General features: G+C 64.2%; 15 protein-coding genes. All 15 read left to right on the top strand.

Annotated elements, in window-relative coordinates; genetic code table 11:
- Positions 1 to 2: 2 nt before the first annotated feature.
- The 15 genes from mraZ to ftsA all read left to right on the top strand — a co-directional run bounded on the left by mraZ (position 3) and on the right by ftsA (position 17,181).
- Entirely contained in the window at positions 3 to 476 is a 474-nt protein-coding gene (mraZ, locus tag NKI96_RS07175; protein WP_023682144.1) for a division/cell wall cluster transcriptional repressor MraZ, read from the top strand.
- On the top strand, positions 473 to 1,489 hold the full coding sequence (gene rsmH / locus NKI96_RS07170) for a 16S rRNA (cytosine(1402)-N(4))-methyltransferase RsmH (RefSeq protein ID WP_352668065.1): 1,017 nt from the start codon (positions 473 to 475) through the stop codon (positions 1,487 to 1,489). The genes mraZ and rsmH overlap by 4 nt, the downstream gene beginning before the upstream one ends.
- Positions 1,490 to 1,493: 4 nt before the next feature.
- A complete protein-coding gene (gene ftsL / locus NKI96_RS07165; RefSeq protein WP_023682142.1) occupies positions 1,494 to 1,886 on the top strand; it encodes a cell division protein FtsL in 393 nt (130 codons plus the stop codon).
- A 14-nt stretch (positions 1,887 to 1,900) separates the two neighbouring features.
- Entirely contained in the window at positions 1,901 to 3,625 is a 1,725-nt protein-coding gene (locus NKI96_RS07160) for a peptidoglycan D,D-transpeptidase FtsI family protein (RefSeq protein ID WP_023682141.1), read from the top strand.
- A gap of 54 nt (positions 3,626 to 3,679) precedes the next feature.
- Positions 3,680 to 5,134, top strand: coding sequence for a UDP-N-acetylmuramoyl-L-alanyl-D-glutamate--2,6-diaminopimelate ligase (locus NKI96_RS07155; RefSeq protein WP_352803505.1), 1,455 nt, complete (start codon positions 3,680 to 3,682; stop codon positions 5,132 to 5,134).
- The gene (locus NKI96_RS07150; protein WP_352803504.1) at positions 5,131 to 6,564 is read left to right on the top strand and encodes a UDP-N-acetylmuramoylalanyl-D-glutamyl-2,6-diaminopimelate--D-alanyl-D-alanine ligase; all 1,434 of its coding nucleotides are present in this window, start codon (positions 5,131 to 5,133) and stop codon (positions 6,562 to 6,564) included. Before NKI96_RS07155 ends, NKI96_RS07150 begins: the two co-directional genes overlap by 4 nt.
- Positions 6,565 to 6,582: 18 nt before the next feature.
- Positions 6,583 to 7,665: a phospho-N-acetylmuramoyl-pentapeptide-transferase gene (gene mraY / locus NKI96_RS07145; RefSeq protein ID WP_023668273.1), complete on the top strand. Its 1,083-nt coding sequence runs from the start codon at positions 6,583 to 6,585 to the stop codon at positions 7,663 to 7,665.
- Positions 7,666 to 7,673: 8 nt separating this feature from the next.
- Positions 7,674 to 9,074 carry a UDP-N-acetylmuramoyl-L-alanine--D-glutamate ligase gene (gene murD / locus NKI96_RS07140; protein WP_023733073.1) on the top strand — a complete coding sequence of 467 codons (1,401 nt, stop codon included), beginning with the start codon at positions 7,674 to 7,676 and terminating at the stop codon, positions 9,072 to 9,074.
- The gene (gene ftsW, locus NKI96_RS07135; protein ID WP_023668275.1) at positions 9,074 to 10,225 is read left to right on the top strand and encodes a putative lipid II flippase FtsW; all 1,152 of its coding nucleotides are present in this window, start codon (positions 9,074 to 9,076) and stop codon (positions 10,223 to 10,225) included. Before murD ends, ftsW begins: the two co-directional genes overlap by 1 nt.
- Before the next feature lies 1 nt (position 10,226).
- On the top strand, positions 10,227 to 11,351 hold the full coding sequence (murG, locus tag NKI96_RS07130; protein ID WP_352803503.1) for an undecaprenyldiphospho-muramoylpentapeptide beta-N-acetylglucosaminyltransferase: 1,125 nt from the start codon (positions 10,227 to 10,229) through the stop codon (positions 11,349 to 11,351).
- Entirely contained in the window at positions 11,351 to 12,757 is a 1,407-nt protein-coding gene (gene murC, locus NKI96_RS07125) for a UDP-N-acetylmuramate--L-alanine ligase (RefSeq protein WP_023668277.1), read from the top strand. Before murG ends, murC begins: the two co-directional genes overlap by 1 nt.
- The gene (murB, locus tag NKI96_RS07120; RefSeq protein WP_031198380.1) at positions 12,754 to 13,719 is read left to right on the top strand and encodes a UDP-N-acetylmuramate dehydrogenase; all 966 of its coding nucleotides are present in this window, start codon (positions 12,754 to 12,756) and stop codon (positions 13,717 to 13,719) included. The genes murC and murB overlap by 4 nt, the downstream gene beginning before the upstream one ends.
- Positions 13,720 to 14,021: 302 nt before the next feature.
- Positions 14,022 to 14,948, top strand: a complete 927-nt coding sequence (locus tag NKI96_RS07115) for a D-alanine--D-alanine ligase (protein WP_023668279.1) — start codon at positions 14,022 to 14,024, stop codon at positions 14,946 to 14,948.
- Complete coding sequence (locus NKI96_RS07110) at positions 14,936 to 15,877, top strand: cell division protein FtsQ/DivIB (RefSeq protein WP_023688033.1); 942 nt, start codon at positions 14,936 to 14,938, stop codon at positions 15,875 to 15,877. The genes NKI96_RS07115 and NKI96_RS07110 overlap by 13 nt, the downstream gene beginning before the upstream one ends.
- A complete protein-coding gene (ftsA, locus tag NKI96_RS07105; RefSeq protein WP_023688034.1) occupies positions 15,874 to 17,181 on the top strand; it encodes a cell division protein FtsA in 1,308 nt (435 codons plus the stop codon). The genes NKI96_RS07110 and ftsA overlap by 4 nt, the downstream gene beginning before the upstream one ends.
- Positions 17,182 to 17,218 lie beyond the last annotated feature (37 nt).

Below are 17,218 nucleotides of genomic sequence, written 5' to 3'. Positions count from 1 at the left end.
TCATGGACCGGTTTCTGTCAAGCGCGGTGAACAGGATCGATGCCAAGGGGCGGGTCTCCGTTCCGGCGCATTTCCGTGCGGTCGTGCAGAAGCGTGGCTATTCGGAACTCTATGCGCTGCGCGGCCTGGACGTGCCTGCGATGGATGTCGGCGGGCTCGATCTGCTCGACCGCTACGAGCAGCGCATCGCGCTGGAAGACCCTTTTTTGCAGACGGCGGACGATATGTCGTTCTTCTGCCATGGCGACGGGACGTTCCTGAAGCTCGATCAGGATGGCCGCATCACGATGAGCGATTTCATCCGCGAGCATACGGGCATCACGAGCGAAGTGGCCTTTGTCGGCCGTGGCAATTTCTTTCAAGTTTGGGAGCCTGGACGGCTGGCCGCCTATGGGGCGCAGGCGCGCGCTCGGCTTTTGCAGCTTCGGCAGGGGACGAAGGCTCACGAGGCCAAGGCTGGGGAGCGGCCGGAATGATGGCGGATCACGGCGATGATCTCAGCGCCGTTGGCGGACCGGTCCGCCACATTCCGGTCCTCCTCGCCGAAGTGCTGGAGGCGCTCTCACCCAAAGCCGGCGATGTGATCGTCGACGGCACGTTTGGCGCCGGCGGCTACACCAAGGCGATCTTGGCGAGCGGCGCCTCGGTGGTGGCGATCGATCGCGATCCCGATGCGATTGCCGCCGGGCGCGGCCTGGAACAGCAATCCGGCGGCAGGCTAAGGCTGGTGCAGGCGCCATTTTCGACGCTGGACGAGCAGGTCGAAAGCGCCGACGGCGTTGTCCTCGACATCGGCATTTCCTCCATGCAGGTCGACCAGCCCGAGCGCGGCTTTTCGTTCCGCACCGACGGGCCGCTCGACATGCGCATGGCGCAGGCGGGCTTGAGTGCTGCCGACGTCGTCAATTCGTTCAAGATAGGCGACCTTGCCCGCATCTTCGGCTTCCTCGGCGAAGAGCGGAATGCCGGCCGCATTGCCCGCATGATCGAGTCACGCCGCGAAAAACGTCCGTTCGAGCGCACGCTCGATCTCGCCGACGCCATCGAAACGCATATCGGCCGCGCGCCGAAGGACAAGATTCATCCGGCCACCCGCGTCTTCCAGGCGCTGCGCATTTTCGTCAATGACGAGTTGAGCGAATTGGCCAAGGCTCTGGTGGCGTCGGAGCGGATATTGAAGCCCGGCGGGCGGCTTGCCGTGGTGACGTTCCATTCGCTGGAAGACCGCATCGTCAAGCGGTTCATCGCCGACCGCGCCGACGTCGCCACCGGCTCACGTCATTTGCCCGAGGCGCATGCGCGCACCGCGACCTTCCGCAAGGCCGGTGGCGGCGTGACGGCAGGCGATGCGGAGGTCGCTGCCAATCCGCGGGCGCGCTCGGCCAGGCTGCGCGCCGCCATCCGCACCGAGGCGCCGGCGCGCGCCGGGGATCTCACCATTTTCGGCCTTCCAAAACTTCCCGGCATCCAGGCGCCGCGAGAGAGGTGAATACGTGTTTCGAACCAGCGACATAGTCCTGATCGCCGTCATGGTCTCGGCCGCGGCTCTGACCTACAAGGCCAAGCGCGAGGCCGAGGAACAGCTGGCTTCGGTGCAGAAGATCGAGGCGCAGATCCGCTATGAGGAGGACACGATCGACCTGCTCAAGGCCGACTGGAGCCTGCTGACCCAGCCGTCGCGCCTGCAGAAGCTGGCTGAAATCTACAAATCGCAGCTCGCACTCGAGCCGGTCAATGCGCGGCAGATCGTCGGGCTCGACGACCTGCCGGCAAAACCGCTCAACATCGAGGACCTGTCGTCGCAGCGGCTTGGCGGCATGGCCGACAATTCCGGCAAAGGACCAGCCGACAAGGATCCCGTGGTCACCGGAGCCATCGTCCAATGATCGCTGGATTTCCAATGCGCGCCAAACTTCCGTCGGTCGGCAAATTGCTGAAGCGCCGCGCACGGACCGGCGAGGACGGCTCCATCGTGGTCGAAGGCGCGCGCAAGGCGACCGGCGGCAAGGCCAAGACTCGCATCGTGATGACGATGGCGGTGTTCTTCGGCATCTATTCGACCATCGCCGGGCGGCTGGTCTATCTCGGTTTCCAGTCCCCCGACATGTCGAATGGGCCGCAAAGCCGGGTGACGGCGTCGCGTCCCGACATCGTCGACCGCAACGGCGAGGTGCTGGCGACCGACATCAAGACGGCATCGCTGTTTGCCGAGCCGCGCCGCATCGTCGATGCCGACGAGGCGATCGAAAAGCTGTCGACCATTCTGCCAGATATCGACCCCGAGCAGACCTATCACAAGCTGAAGAGCGGCGCCGGCTTCGTCTGGCTGCAGCGGCAGCTGACGCCCAAGCAGCAGGCCGACATCATGCAGCTCGGCATTCCCGGAATCGGCTTTCGCACCGAAAAGCGCCGCTTCTATCCGGCCGGCGTGACCTCGTCCTACATTGTCGGCCTCACCAACATCGACAATCAGGGCATCTCCGGCATGGAGAAATACATTGACGAGCAGGGCTTAAGCGACCTGCAGGCCTCAGGCCTTGCGATCGCCAAGGATCTGAAGCCGGTTCAGCTGTCGATCGACCTGCGCGTCCAGCATGTGGTGCGCGACGAGATTGCCGCCGGCCTCGAGCGCTATCGCGCCATGGGCGCCGGCGCCGTCGTGCTCAACATCAAGACCGGCGAAGTGGTGGCGATGGCCTCGGTGCCGGATTTCGATCCGAACAATCCCTTCAATGCGCAGGACAAGGATCGGCTGAACCGCATGTCGGCCGGCCTCTACGAGATGGGCTCGACCTTCAAGAGCTTTACCTCGGCCATGGCGCTCGATTCCGGCAAGGCGAACATGAACAGCCGTTTCGACGCCTCGCATCCGATCCGGGTCGGCCATCAGGCCATTCACGATTTCCACGGCAAGAACCGCGTGCTGTCATTGCCGGAGGTGTTCCTTTACTCCTCCAACATCGGATCGGCGCGTGAGGCCGAAATGGTCGGCATCGAGGGGCACCGCGAATTCCTGCATCGCCTTGGCCTTCTGGACAGGATGCAGACCGAACTGCCTGAGGTCGCGCGCCCGACGGAACCGAAGGTCTGGAAACAGGTCAACTCCTTCACCATCGCCTTCGGCCATGGCGTGTCGACGACGCCGCTGCAGGCCGCCGTCGGCTGCGCGGCGCTGATGCAGGGCTATTTGATCCCGCCGACTTTCCTGGTCCGCAGCGAGCAGGATGCCATGGCGGTGGCCAAGAGAGTGGTCAGCGAAAAGACTGTGGAGGGCATGCGCTACCTCTACACGCTCAATGCTGAGAAAGGCTCGGCCAGAAACGCCAGGGCCCCCGGCTACCGCGTTGGCGGCAAGACCGGAACCGCCGAGAAGGTGATCAATGGCCGCTACTCGAAGGAACTGAATTTCAACACCTTCGTCGCCGCCTTCCCGATGGACGATCCGCAGTATCTGGTGTTTACGATCGCTGACGCTCCGCACCCGGAAAAGCCCGGAATGACCGACGTCGCCGCCAACAATGCGGGTGTCATGGCCGGAAACATCATCAGGCGGGCAGCCGCCATGCTTGGCGTGAAGCCAGATTTCAGCCATGAAAATGGCGCAACGCTGGTTTCCTATCAGTGATTCTTAGGGCGCGCCGGCAACTGCGCGCCATTTTGTTGAGATAAACGGGGTTCGATGCACCTGAGAGATTTAGCCGGTATCCTGCCTGTCGAGGGAACATCTTCCCGCGATGTGGAGGTAACCGGGATTTCGTCGGATTCCCGCACGGTCAAGACCGGCGTGGTCTTTTTCGCGCTCGCCGGCAGCAAGGCGGATGGTTCGGCCTATGCCGCCGATGCGGCAAAGCGCGGCGCAGCGGCGGTTGTCGTTGGCAACGCCAGCGCCGTTTCCGGCCTGTCCGTCCCGGTGCTCAGCGTCGACGACCCACGCCTGGCGCTGGCGCTGAGCGCGGCACGTTTCTTCGGCAGCCAGCCGGAGACCATGGTCGCGGTTACCGGCACCGCAGGCAAGACCTCGGTCGCCGCCTTCATCCGGCAGATCTGGGAGCAGGCCGGCTTTGCCGCCGCGTCCATTGGCACCACCGGCGTGGTGGCGCCGGGCCGCAACGACTACGGTTCGTTGACCACACCCGATCCAGTGGCTTTGCACCAGTTGCTCAAGGAATTGGCGGAGGCCGGCGTCACCCACGCCTCGATGGAGGCTTCCAGCCATGGTCTCGACCAGCGCCGCCTTGATGGCGTCAAGCTCGCCGCGGGCGGTTTCACCAATCTCGGCCGCGACCATATGGACTATCATCCGACGGTCGAGGACTACCATCGCGCCAAATTGCGCCTGTTGGACACGCTGCTGCCGAAAGGCGCGCCGGCGGTCATCTTTGCCGACGATCCGTGGTCGGCGCCGACCATCCAGGCTGCGCAGGCCGCCGGGCTCAAGGTGCTGACGGTCGGCCGCCATGGCGATTTCCTGCGCCTGAAGCGGGTCGAGCACGAGCGCCACCGCCAGCGCGCCGAGGTCGAAGCCGACGGCGTGCTCTACGAGATCGACCTGCCGCTCGCAGGTGACTTCCAGATCGCCAATGCCCTGGTTTCGGCCGGGCTGGCCATTTCCACTGGAACGCCGGTCGCCAAAGCTTTGATGGCATTGGAGAAACTTCAGGGGGCACCGGGACGGCTCGACCTTGTCGGCGCCACCGCCAATGGCGCGCCCGTCTATGTCGACTATGCCCACAAGCCGGATGCGCTGGAAAATGTGCTGGCCGCCGTGCGCCCGTTCACCACCGGTCGCGTCATCGTCGTGTTCGGCTGCGGCGGCGACCGCGACCGGGGCAAGCGGCCGATCATGGGCGAAATCGCCACGCGGCTGGCCGATGTCGTCATCGTCACCGACGACAATCCGCGCTCGGAAGTGCCGGAAACGATCCGTGCCGCGATCCTGGCAGCCGCGCCCCGCGCGATTGAAATCGGCGACCGCCGCAAGGCGATCCACGAAGCGGTCGCCATGCTCAAAGCGGGCGATACGCTGATCGTTGCCGGGAAGGGCCATGAAGAGGGCCAGACCATCGGCGCCGAGACGTTTCCCTTCTCCGACCACGAGGAAGTCCGCTCGGCGCTGCGGGAGCGGGCCGCATGAGCGTGCTCTGGACTTCCGAGGCGCTGGTCGACGCCATGGGCGGTCGGCCGCTCGGGCCGATGCCGGAGGGAATTTCGGGGATCTCGATCGACAGCCGCAGCCTGCAGCCGGGCGACGCCTTCTTCGCCATCAAGGGCGAGGCGATGGACGGCCATGACTTCGCGACCGCGGCGATCAAGGCCGGCGCCGGCGTTCTGGTCGTCGCCGAAGTCAAATTGCCGTCGCTCGGGCGGCTGACGGCGCCGATGATCGTCGTGCAGGATGTGCTGGCAGCACTGGAGAAACTTGGTGTTGCCGCCCGCGCCCGTTCCAACGCAAAAATCATCGCGGTGACCGGATCGGCCGGCAAGACCACCACGAAGGAGGCGCTGCGCCATGTGCTGTCGACCGTCGGCACGGTGCATGCCTCGGCGCAGTCCTTCAACAATCATTGGGGCGTGCCGCTGACGCTGGCGCGGATGCCGGATGATTGCGACTATGCGGTGTTCGAGATCGGCATGAACCATCCCGGCGAGATCCGGCCGCTGGTCAAGATGGTCCGGCCACATGTGGCCATCGTCACGATGATTGCCGCCGCGCATCTCGGCTTCTTCAGAAATCTCGACGAGATCGCCAAGGCCAAGGCCGAGATTTTCGAAGGCATCGAGCCCCGCGGTGCGGCCTTGCTCAACCGCGACGATGCGCGCTGGAAGCTGCTCGACAAGATGGCGCGGGCCGCCGGCGTCGAACATGTCTTTGGCTTCGGTGAGAACGCCCGCTCGACCTACAAGCTCACCAGATGCGAGCTGCATGCCGATCATTCCGACATTGCCGCCAGGATCGGCGGGCAGGATGTCGTTGCCCGGATCGGCGCGCCCGGCCGCCACATGGTACAGAATGTGCTCGCCGTTCTTGGCGCGGCGCATCTCGTTGAAGCCGACATCGCAAAGGTGGCGGAAGCGCTGGCCGATCTCTCCGCCGAACGCGGCCGTGGCAAGCGCCATGTGCTGCGCCATCCCAAGGGACTGATCACACTGATCGACGAGAGCTACAACGCCAATCCGGCCTCGATGGCTGCTGCCATGGCGCTGCTCAATGCGACGCCTGTCACGGGCGAGGGCCGGCGCATCGCCGTGCTCGGCGACATGCTCGAGCTCGGCGACCATTCGGCCAAGCTGCATGCAGCCCTGGCCGAACTGATCGTCGGGACCGGCACGCACACGGTCTTTCTCGGCGGCCCGGAAATGCGGGCGCTGGCAGACATCCTGCCCGACGAGATCAAAACGGAATACCGCGCCGGCGCCGAGGAATTGAAGCCGCTGCTGTTGTCGACGCTGAAGGCCGGCGACGTGGTGATGATCAAATCGTCGAAAGGCATCGGCTTTTCAAAGCTGGTCGAGGCCTTGCTCGGCAAATATCCGGCGGAAGCCGCAGGCACGAAACAGAACTAGTCCGGGGAACGGAATCGTATGTTTACATTGCTCGTCGATTTTGCGGACAAGGTCTCGGTCTTCAATGTCTTCCGCTACATAACCTTCCGCACCGGCGGTGCGCTGATCACCTCGGCGCTGATCGTCTTCATCTTCGGGCCGACCATCATCAATTCGCTGAGGCTGCGGCAAGGCAAGGGCCAGCCGATCCGTGCCGACGGCCCGCAGACGCATTTCAAGAAGGCCGGCACGCCGACCATGGGCGGGCTGATGATCCTGTGCGGCATCGTCGGCTCGTCGCTTCTATGGGCGAACCTGTCCAGCATCTATGTCTGGGTGGTGCTCTTGGTGACGCTGGGCTTCGGCTCGATCGGCTTTTACGACGACTATCTCAAGGTAACCAAGCAGTCGCATCTCGGCTTTTCCGGCAAGGCGCGGCTGGCGCTGGAATTCGTCATCGCCGGCATTGCCGCCTGGGCGATCATGCATAATGGCCAGGCGCCGTTCTCATCGTCGCTGACTTTCCCCTTCGCCAAGGAATTCATCATCAATCTCGGCTGGTTCTTCGTGCCGTTCTCCTGCTTCGTCATTGTCGGCGCCGGCAATGCGGTGAATTTGACCGATGGCCTCGACGGGCTGGCGATCGTGCCGATCATGATCGCGGCGGCATCCTTCGGCGTCATCGCCTACCTCTCCGGCAACGCGGTGTTCGCCGAATATCTGCAGATTCATTTCGTGCCCGGCACCGGCGAGCTGGCTGTCGTGCTTGGCGCCGTCATCGGCGCCGGCCTCGGCTTCCTCTGGTTCAACGCGCCACCGGCAGCGATCTTCATGGGCGACACCGGTTCGCTGGCCATGGGTGGCCTGATCGGTACGGTCGCGGTCGCCACCAAGCACGAAATCGTGCTGGTCATCGTCGGCGGATTGTTCGTCGTGGAAATCCTGTCGGTCATCATCCAGGTCGGCTACTTCAAGATGACCGGCAAGCGCGTCTTCCTGATGGCGCCTATCCATCATCATTTCGAAAAGCTCGGCTGGACCGAAAGCCAGGTGGTGATCCGCTTCTGGATCATCGCCGTCATCCTGGCGCTGGTCGGCCTGTCGACCCTCAAGCTGAGATAGGAACCCGCTTGATCCCCGCCGCATCCTTTTCGGGCAAACGCGTTTCGCTCTTCGGGCTCGGTGGCTCGGGGATCGCCACGGCGCGCGCGCTGATCGAGGGCGGCGCCGACGTGCTTGCCTGGGACGACAATCCCGATAGCGTCGCCAAGGCTGCTGACCAAGGCATTGCGACCGCCGATCTGCGCGGCGCCGACTGGTCGAAATTCTCGGCCTTCGTGCTCTCGCCCGGCGTGCCGCTGACGCATCCCAAGCCGCACTGGACGGTGGAGTTGGCGCGTGGCTCCGGCGTCGAGGTGATCGGCGATATCGAATTGTTCTGCCGCGAGCGGATTGCGCGCGCGCCTGATGCGCCGTTCATCGCTATCACCGGCACCAACGGCAAGTCGACGACCACGGCGTTGACCGCGCATATCCTCAAATCGGCAGGGCGCGACACGCAAATGGGCGGCAATATCGGCCGGGCCATCATGACGCTCGATCCACCGCAGGCTGACCGGGACTATGTCGTCGAGTGTTCGTCCTACCAGATCGATCTCGCGCCCTCGATCAACCCGACGGCCGGCATCCTGCTCAACCTGACGCCCGACCATCTCGACCGCCACGGCACCATGCAGCATTACGCTTCGATCAAGGAGCGGCTGGTTGCCGGCAGCGAGACGGCGATCGTCGGCGTTGACGATTCCTGGTGCGCGCAGATCGCTGACCGGCTGGAGAGGGCGGGCCGGGAGGTGATCCGCATCTCCAAGCGGCTGCCGCTGACCGACGGTTATTTCGCAGACGGTTCCGATCTGATGGAAGCCGTCCATGGCCGCTACAGCCGCGTCGCCTTCCTCGAAGGCATCGGTTCGTTGCGCGGCCAGCACAATGCGCAGAACGCGCTTGCCGCTGTTGCCGCCTGCCTCAGGGTCGGCTTGAGCCTGGGCGAGATCCAGGCGGGACTGGAGAGCTTTCCAGGCCTCGCGCATCGCATGGAGCAGGTCGGACGCAAGGACCACGTGCTGTTTGTCAACGATTCCAAGGCGACCAATGCCGATGCGGCGGCACCCGCGCTGTCGAGTTTTTCGCGCATTTACTGGATCGCTGGCGGACTGCCCAAGGAAGGCGGCATCGAGCCGCTGCGCGGTTTTTTCCCACGCATCGCCAAGGCCTATCTGATCGGCGAGGCGGCGCCCGCGTTCTCGGCGACGCTCGGCGAAGCCGTGCCCTATGAAATCTCGGGCACGCTGGCCGCCGCGGTCGACCATGCCGCGAAAGACGCGGCCAAGGATGACAGCGGCGAGGCGGTGGTGCTGCTGTCGCCGGCCTGCGCCAGTTTCGACCAGTTCAAGAATTTCGAAGTTCGCGGCGAAGCCTTCAGGCAAGCTGCGAATGCTATCGAGGGCGTGAAACCCATCGGAGGGGCACGATAATGCAAAGCCGTCTCGACAAAAGCCCGGTTGCAACCTGGTGGTGGACGATCGATCGCTGGTTCCTGGCGGCGTTCCTGTCGCTGATGGGGCTTGGCATCGTCTTGTCCTTTGCGGCAAGCCCGGCGGTGGCCGAACGCATCGGCCTCGACAGTTTCCACTTTGCCACCAGGCAGATCATCTTCACCGTGCCGGCGCTCGGCGTGATGCTGGCAGTGTCCTTCCTGGAATCGCGGCAGATCCGGCGCATGGCGCTGATCATCCTGGGCATCATGCTGGTGCTGATGGTGGCCGTGCTCTATATCGGCGTCGAGGTGAAAGGCGCGCGGCGCTGGGTGTCGTTTGTCGGCATGTCGATCCAGCCGTCGGAATTCCTGAAACCCGCTTTCGTCATCGTCTGCGCCTGGCTGTTCGCCGAACACAAGCGCCAGCCCGACATTCCGGGCAATTTGTTTGCCATGCTGCTGCTGATCCTGGTCATCTCGCTTCTGGTGGCGCAGCCCGATCTCGGCCAGACCATGCTGGTGACCGGCACCTGGGGCGTCATGTTCTTCATGGCCGGCCTGCCCTGGCTATGGATCATCGCGCTTGGCGCCACCGGCGCCGGCGGCCTGTTTGCCGCCTACACTGTGTTCCCGCACGTTGCCGCCCGCATCGACAAATTCCTGACCGGCGAAGGCGACACGTTCCAGGTCGACATGGGCCGCGAGGCGCTGATCAACGGCCACTGGTTCGGCGTCGGGCCGGGCGAGGGCACGGTCAAGCGGGTCATTCCCGACGCGCATGCCGACTTCGTGTTTTCGGTCGCCGGCGAAGAGTTCGGGCTGATCATGTGCTTCTTCATCATGTCGATCTTCGCCTTCATCGTGCTGCGCGGCCTCAGCACGGCGCTGAAGGAACATGATGATTTCACCCGCTACGCCGTCGGCGGTCTCGTCACCGTGTTCGGCCTGCAGTCGGTCATCAACATGTGCGTCAACCTGCAACTGATGCCGGCCAAGGGCATGACGCTGCCTTTCATCTCCTATGGCGGCTCCTCGCAGATCGCCATTGCCATCTCGATGGGCATGGTGCTGGCGCTGACCCGCAAGCGACCGGAAAAGCGCAAGCAGATGGGCTTTGCCCTGTCGCAGCGCGCCCTGCCGGCGGAGTGATATGGCGCGGGGTGTCATCCTTCTCGCGGCGGGCGGAACAGGCGGACATTTGTTTCCGGCCGAGGCGCTGGCGCATGAGCTGATCGAGCGCGGCTGGAGCGTGCATCTGGCGACGGACGACCGCGCCGAGCGCTTTGCCGGCCATTTCCCGGCCGCCGCCATCCATCCGATCCAGTCGGCGACGATGGGCTCGAAAAACCCTGTCGCGCTGCTTGGCGCGTTCTGGAAGATCTGGCGCGGCGTGCGCCAGGCCTCCGCCGTCATCGCCAGGATCAAGCCTGATGCGGTCGTCGGCTTTGGCGGTTATCCGACCTTGCCACCGCTCTATGCCGCGACGCGGCGCAAGCTGCCGACGCTGATCCATGAGCAGAACGCGGTGATGGGCCGCGCCAACCGGGCGCTGTCCGGGCGCGTCGATGCCATTGCCGGCGGCTTCCTGCCGCAAGATGAAAGCGCCACAGGCGCCAAGACGGTGACGACCGGCAATCCGGTCAGGCCGCCAATCCTGGAGGCGGCAAAGACGCCCTATAAGGCATCCCAAGGGGCGGATCCGTTCAGGCTCCTGGTGTTCGGCGGCAGCCAGGGCGCGCAGTTCTTTTCCGATGCCATGCCGGCGGCGATCGCACTTCTGCCGGAGGCGCAGCGCAAGCGGCTGGGGATCACCCAGCAGGCCCGCGCCGACGACGTGGCGCGGGTGAAGGCTGGCTATGCGGCACTCGGCGTCCATGTCGAGGTCTCGCCCTTCTTCACCGATATGGCACAGCGCATGGGCGCGGCGCATCTGGTGATCTCGCGCTCCGGCGCCTCGACGGTTTCGGAGATCGCCGTCATCGGCCGGCCGGCGCTGCTGGTGCCTTATCCCTATGCGCTGGATCACGATCAGGCGGCGAACGCAGCCGCCCTTGCCGCGGCGGGCGGCGGCGAGGTGCATCCGCAATCGTCACTGTCGCCGGAGCGCATCGCGGCTCTCATTGGCGGGCTGATGGACACTCCCGAGCGGCTGACGGCCATGGCTGCCGGAGCGAAGTCGGCTGGCCGGCCGAACGCGGCACGGTTGCTCGCTGATCTCACAGAGGCTATTGCGTCCAGAAAAACCGTTTCGGATTTCAGGAAAGGGACGCATTGATGAAGATGCCGCAGACCATCGGCCTTGTGCATTTCATCGGCATTGGCGGGATCGGCATGAGCGGCATCGCCGAGGTTCTGCACAATCTCGGCTACAAGGTGCAGGGTTCGGACCAGGCCGACAGCGCCAATGTCCAGCGGCTGCGCGACAAGGGCATCGAATGCTTTGTCGGCCACAAGGCCGAGAATATCGGCGCGGCCGAAGTGGTGGTCGTCTCCACCGCGATCAAGAAATCCAATCCCGAGCTGAAGGCCGCGCGGGAGAAGTTGCTCCCAATTGTCCGCCGGGCCGAGATGCTGGCCGAACTGATGCGCTTCCGCCAGGCGGTCGCGATCGGTGGCACGCATGGCAAGACCACAACCACGTCGATGGTGGCGACGCTGCTCGATGCCGGCGGGCTCGACCCGACGGTGATCAATGGCGGCATCATCAATGCCTATGGCACCAATGCCCGTATGGGCGATGGCGAGTGGATGGTGGTCGAAGCCGACGAAAGCGACGGCACCTTCCTCAAGCTGCCGGCCGAGATCGCCGTCGTCACCAACATCGATCCCGAGCATCTGGACCATTATGGCAGTTTCGACAAGGTGCGCGAGGCCTTCCGGCAATTCGTCGAGAACGTGCCGTTCTACGGTTTTGGCGTGATGTGCACCGACCATCCGGAAGTACAGGCGCTGGTCAGCCGCATCGAGGACCGCCGCGTCATCACCTATGGCGAGAACGCGCAGGCCGATGTGCGTTTCACCAACCACCGCATGGCCGGTGCCGTCTCGGCATTCGACGTGGTGATCCGCGACCGCAAGACCGGCGGCCAGACGACGATATCGGATCTGCGGCTGCCGATGCCCGGCCGCCACAACGTCTCCAACGCCACCGCCGCAATTGCGGTCGCGCATGAACTCGGCCTGTCGGCCGAAGCGATCAAGAAGGGGCTGTCGTCCTTTGCCGGCGTCAAGCGGCGCTTCACCCACACCGGCTCGTGGAACGGCGTCGACATCTTCGACGATTACGGCCACCACCCGGTCGAGATCACGGCGGTGTTGAAAGCGGCGCGCAGCGCCACCAAGGGCCGCGTCATCGCCATTGCGCAGCCGCACCGCTTCACCCGGCTGCACGATCTGTTCGACGAGTTTTCGGTCTGTTTCAACGATGCCGACACGGTGATGGTGGCGCCGGTCTATGCGGCGGGCGAGGAGCCGATCGACGGCGTGACCTCGGAGGCGCTGGTGTCGCGCATCCGCTCCGGCGGCCATCGCGATGCGCGCTACGTCGAAACCCCTGCCGCGATTTCGCCCGTCATTCGCGCGTTGGCGAAACCGGGCGACTTCGTCATCTTCCTGGGCGCCGGCAACATCACCCAATGGGCCTATGCGCTGCCTGGGGAACTCGGCGGTACCGTCTCATGATGCGCGGCCAGGACCTGCTCGACAAACTTGGCGACCGGCTTGCCGGCCTGCGCGGCCGCATCACGCCCAATGCCGAGATGGACAAGATCACCTGGTTCCGCGCCGGCGGTCTGGCGGACGCCCTGTTCCAGCCGGCCGACGAGGAGGATCTGGCTGCCTTCCTGCGCGCCGTGCCGGAGGACATCCCGCTCACCATCGTCGGTATCGGCTCCAACCTCCTGGTGCGCGACGGCGGCATTCCGGGTTTCGTCATCCGGCTTTCGGCAAAGGGCTTTGGCGAGGCCGAGGTGGTTTCGCCGACCGTCATCAAGGCCGGTGCTGCGACGCCCGACAAGCGCGTCGCGGCCGTCGCTTATGAGGCCGGCATTGGCGGCTTTCATTTCTATCACGGCATTCCCGGCGCCATCGGCGGGGCGCTGCGGATGAATGCAGGCGCCAATGGCGTCGAGACGCGCGAGCGCGTCGTGGAAGTGCGCGCACTCGATCGCAAGGGCAATCTCCACACGCTCAGCAATGAAGAAATGGGCTATGCCTATCGTCACTCGGCCGCACCTGCCGGGCTGATCTTCACCTCCGCCATTTTCGAGGGCGTTTTGGAAGACCAGGCGGCGATCAAGGCGGCCATGGACGCCGTCCAGACGCATCGCGAGACGGTGCAGCCCATCCGCGAGAAGACCGGCGGCTCGACCTTCAAGAATCCGGAAGGCACCTCGGCCTGGAAGGAAATCGACAAGGCCGGCTGCCGCGGGCTGATGATCGGCGGCGCGCAGATGTCGCCGATGCACTGCAACTTCATGATCAACACCGGAACAGCGACCGGATACGATCTCGAATATCTCGGCGAGACGGTGCGCGCCCGCGTGCTTGAAAATTCAGGCATCCGCCTGCAGTGGGAAATCAAGCGGCTCGGCAATTTCCGCCCCGGCCATGCCGTGCAGGAATTCCTCGGACAGCTTCTTTAGCGCAAGCTGAAGTTCATGTGATGCTTGAACTTCAAACGGTCTGAAACAACAGCGCCACCGTTGCTCCAAAGACTCACAACACGCTTTTTCCGGCCGTTTTCGCGGAAAGTGAATCTGTCGGAATCATAAGCACTTGCCAGCGAATCAACTCTCTGATTCTCTGCCTTAAAGCGTTTCCTGATTTGAGTCGTTCGACGCGTCGACCGCGTTTTCCGTCTGGGGGGCAACCTGCCGGGAGACTCGGACTCAATCTGGTCGCTGAATGCGTGGTTGCGGGCCCGCCGTGAGAGGGATGACGGGATATGAAGAACAAGCATGTGGCTGTCCTCCTGGGCGGATTCTCGTCCGAGCGGCCCGTGTCTCTGTCTTCGGGAAAGGCGTGTGCGGATGCGCTTGAGAATGAAGGCTACCAGGTTACCCGCGTCGATGTTGCGCGCGATGTCGGCGCCGTGCTCACCGAACTCAAGCCCGATGTCGTCTTCAACGCACTGCACGGCCCGTTCGGTGAAGACGGCACCATCCAGGGCATCCTCGAATATCTGGCCATTCCCTACACCCATTCGGGCGTGCTCGCCTCGGCGCTCGCCATGAACAAGGAGCAAGCCAAGAAGGTCGCCAAGGCTGCCGGCATCGCGGTGGCGGAATCGAAGGTTGCCAGCCGCTTTGCCATCCAGAACAAGCATCCGATGAAGCCGCCCTACGTGGTCAAGCCGGTCAATGAAGGCTCAAGCTTCGGCGTCGTCATCGTGCATGAAGGGCAGTCGCATCCGCCGCAGGTCATCGGCTCGTCCGAATGGAAATATGGCGAGACCGTCATGGTCGAGCGCTACATCCATGGGCGCGAGCTGACCTGCGCCGTCATGGGCGACGTGGCGCTCGGCGTCTGCGAGATCATTCCGACCGGCCATTCCTTCTACGACTATGATTCAAAATACGTCGCCGGCGGATCAAAACACGAAATCCCTGCTAAAATTTCATCAAATATTTACCAAAAAATACAGACACTGGCGCTCAAGGCACATCTGGCTATCGGCTGCCGGGGCGTTTCCCGATCGGACTTCCGCTATGACGACCGTCACTCCGAAAACGGCGAGATTGTCTGGCTCGAGATCAACACTCAGCCGGGCATGACGCCGACGTCTTTGGTGCCTGAAATCGCCGCCCAGGCCGGGCACTCGTTTGGCGAATTGTTGAGTTGGATGGTGGAGGACGCTTCGTGTCTGCGTTGAAATGGGGACAGGACAAGGGCAGGGGCGGCGCCGGGCCGGCGCTGTTCGGCATGCCGTTGTCGTTCGACCATTTCGTGCTGCCGCGCGTGCTGCGCCGGCCGGTGCGCGTGCTGGCGCGCCTGGGCGGCGGCGACTTCGTCGCGCCGCGCTTTTCCGCGGCCATCCTGTCGGCTTCGCTCATTGCATCAAGCAGCCTCTATGGCGCCATTCTCGGCGGTCATGCCGACGACATCGTCCAGAGCATCACCGCCCGGACCGGCTTTGCCGTCGACCAGATCAAGGTGGTCGGCAACCGCCAGACTTCGGAGATCGACATACTGGACCGGCTCGAGCTCGACGGCTGGACGTCACTGATCGGCTTCGATGCCGAGGCCGCGCGTGAACGTATTGATACCTTGCCCTGGGTCGAAGTGGCGGCGGTGCGCAAGGTCTATCCACATACGCTGGAAGTGCGTGTCGAGGAGCGCGAGCCCTTCGCGCTCTGGCAGCAGGGCGCGGAGCTTTCGGTCATCGAACGCTCCGGCGCGGTGATCGCGCCGTTCTCCGGCGGCAAGCAGGCGCTGCTGCCGCTGATCATCGGCACCGGCGCGCCGGCCAAGGCCCCCGACTTCGTGGCCAAGATCAACAAATTTCCCGAGCTCGCGGCTCGGGTCAAAGGCTATATCCGCATCGGCGAACGGCGCTGGGACCTTAAGCTGGAAAACGGCATCACGATCAAGCTGCCCGAGGATGGCGAGGATCAGGCGATTGCCGATCTGGTTCGGATGGACCACGACAACGGGCTTCTGACGCGGGACATCGCCGCCGTCGACATGCGCATCTCCGATCGCCTGGTGGTGCAGCTGACGCCGGAAGCGGCGACGCAGCGCCAGGCCGCGCTCAATGAAAAGCCGCAAAATCTGAAGCGCAAGTCGGGGACGAAGATATGAGCTGGCTTGGCGGCAACAGCGATGCCTCTTCGCGGCGTTCCGGCACGCTCACCGTGCTGGATGTCGGCTCCAGCAAGGTTTGCTGCGTGGTGGCGAAACTGAAGCCGCGCGAGGACGGCAAGCTGTTGCGCGGCCGCTCGCACCGCATCCAGGTGATCGGCATCGGCCACCAGAAATCGCAAGGCGTGAAGTCGGGCGTGGTCGTCGATCTCGACCGCGCGGAGCACGCCATTCGCCTGTCCGTCGACGCAGCCGAACGCATGGCGGGACTGACCGTGGATTCGCTGATCGTCAACATGACGGCCGGCCGGCTGAAGAGCGAAACCTATTCGGCCACCATCAATCTCGGTGGCCATCAGGCCGACGAAGCCGACATCAAGCGCGTGCTTGCCGCCGGCGCCAAGCAGGCGCTCAAGGCCGAACGCGACGTGATCCATTCGCTGCCCGTCGGCTTTTCGCTGGACGCCGAGCGCGGCGTGCGCGATCCGCGCGGCATGGTCGGCGACCAACTCGGCGTCGATATGCATGTGCTGACGGGCGATGCCGCGCCGCTGCGCAATCTGGAGCTCTGCATCAACCGCTCGCATCTTTCGGTCGAGCGCATGGTGGCGACGCCCTATGCCAGCGGGCTTGCGGCCCTGGTCGACGACGAACTGGAAATGGGTGCGGCCTGCATCGACATGGGCGGCGGCACGACGACCATCTCGGTGTTTTCGGAAGGCAAATTCGTCCACGCCGATGCCATTGCCATCGGCGGCAATCATGTGACGCTCGATATGGCCAAGGGCCTGTCGACCTCGCTCGACGCCGCGGAGCGGCTGAAGGTGATGCATGGTTCGGCGCTGCCCGGCAGTGCCGACGATCGCGACCTGGTCTCGATCCAGCCGATCGGCGAAGACGGCGAGATGCCGCTGCAGATCCCGCGCTCGGTGATGACGCGCGTCATCCGCGCCCGCATCGACGAGACGCTGGAACTGTTGCGCGACCGGCTGAACAAGTCGGGCTACGGCAATGCCGTGGGAAAACGCGTCGTGCTGACCGGCGGCGCCAGCCAGCTTGCGGGTCTCCCCGAGGCGGCGCGCCGCATTCTGGGACGCAATGTGCGCATCGGACGCCCGCTCGGCGTGGCGGGCCTGCCGGAAGCTGCCAAGGGGCCGGCTTTCTCGACGGCGGTCGGGCTGCTGATCTATCCGCAGATGGCGAGCTTCGAGAGCCATCCGGCGAAAGGAATTTCCGGTCTCAGGATGACCGGGACGGGCGGAAAACTGCATCGCATGAGTCAGTGGTTGAGAGACAGTTTCTAATTGACGGGGACAGCCCCATAGGCGGCCGCGGCGGCGA

The sequence above is a fragment of the Mesorhizobium sp. M0292 genome (assembly GCF_040321695.1).
Taxonomy (GTDB): Bacteria; Pseudomonadota; Alphaproteobacteria; order Rhizobiales; family Rhizobiaceae; genus Mesorhizobium.
The sequence above is the reverse complement of the archived record's forward strand: the minus strand, read 5'-3'. Positions and strand labels throughout refer to the sequence as shown.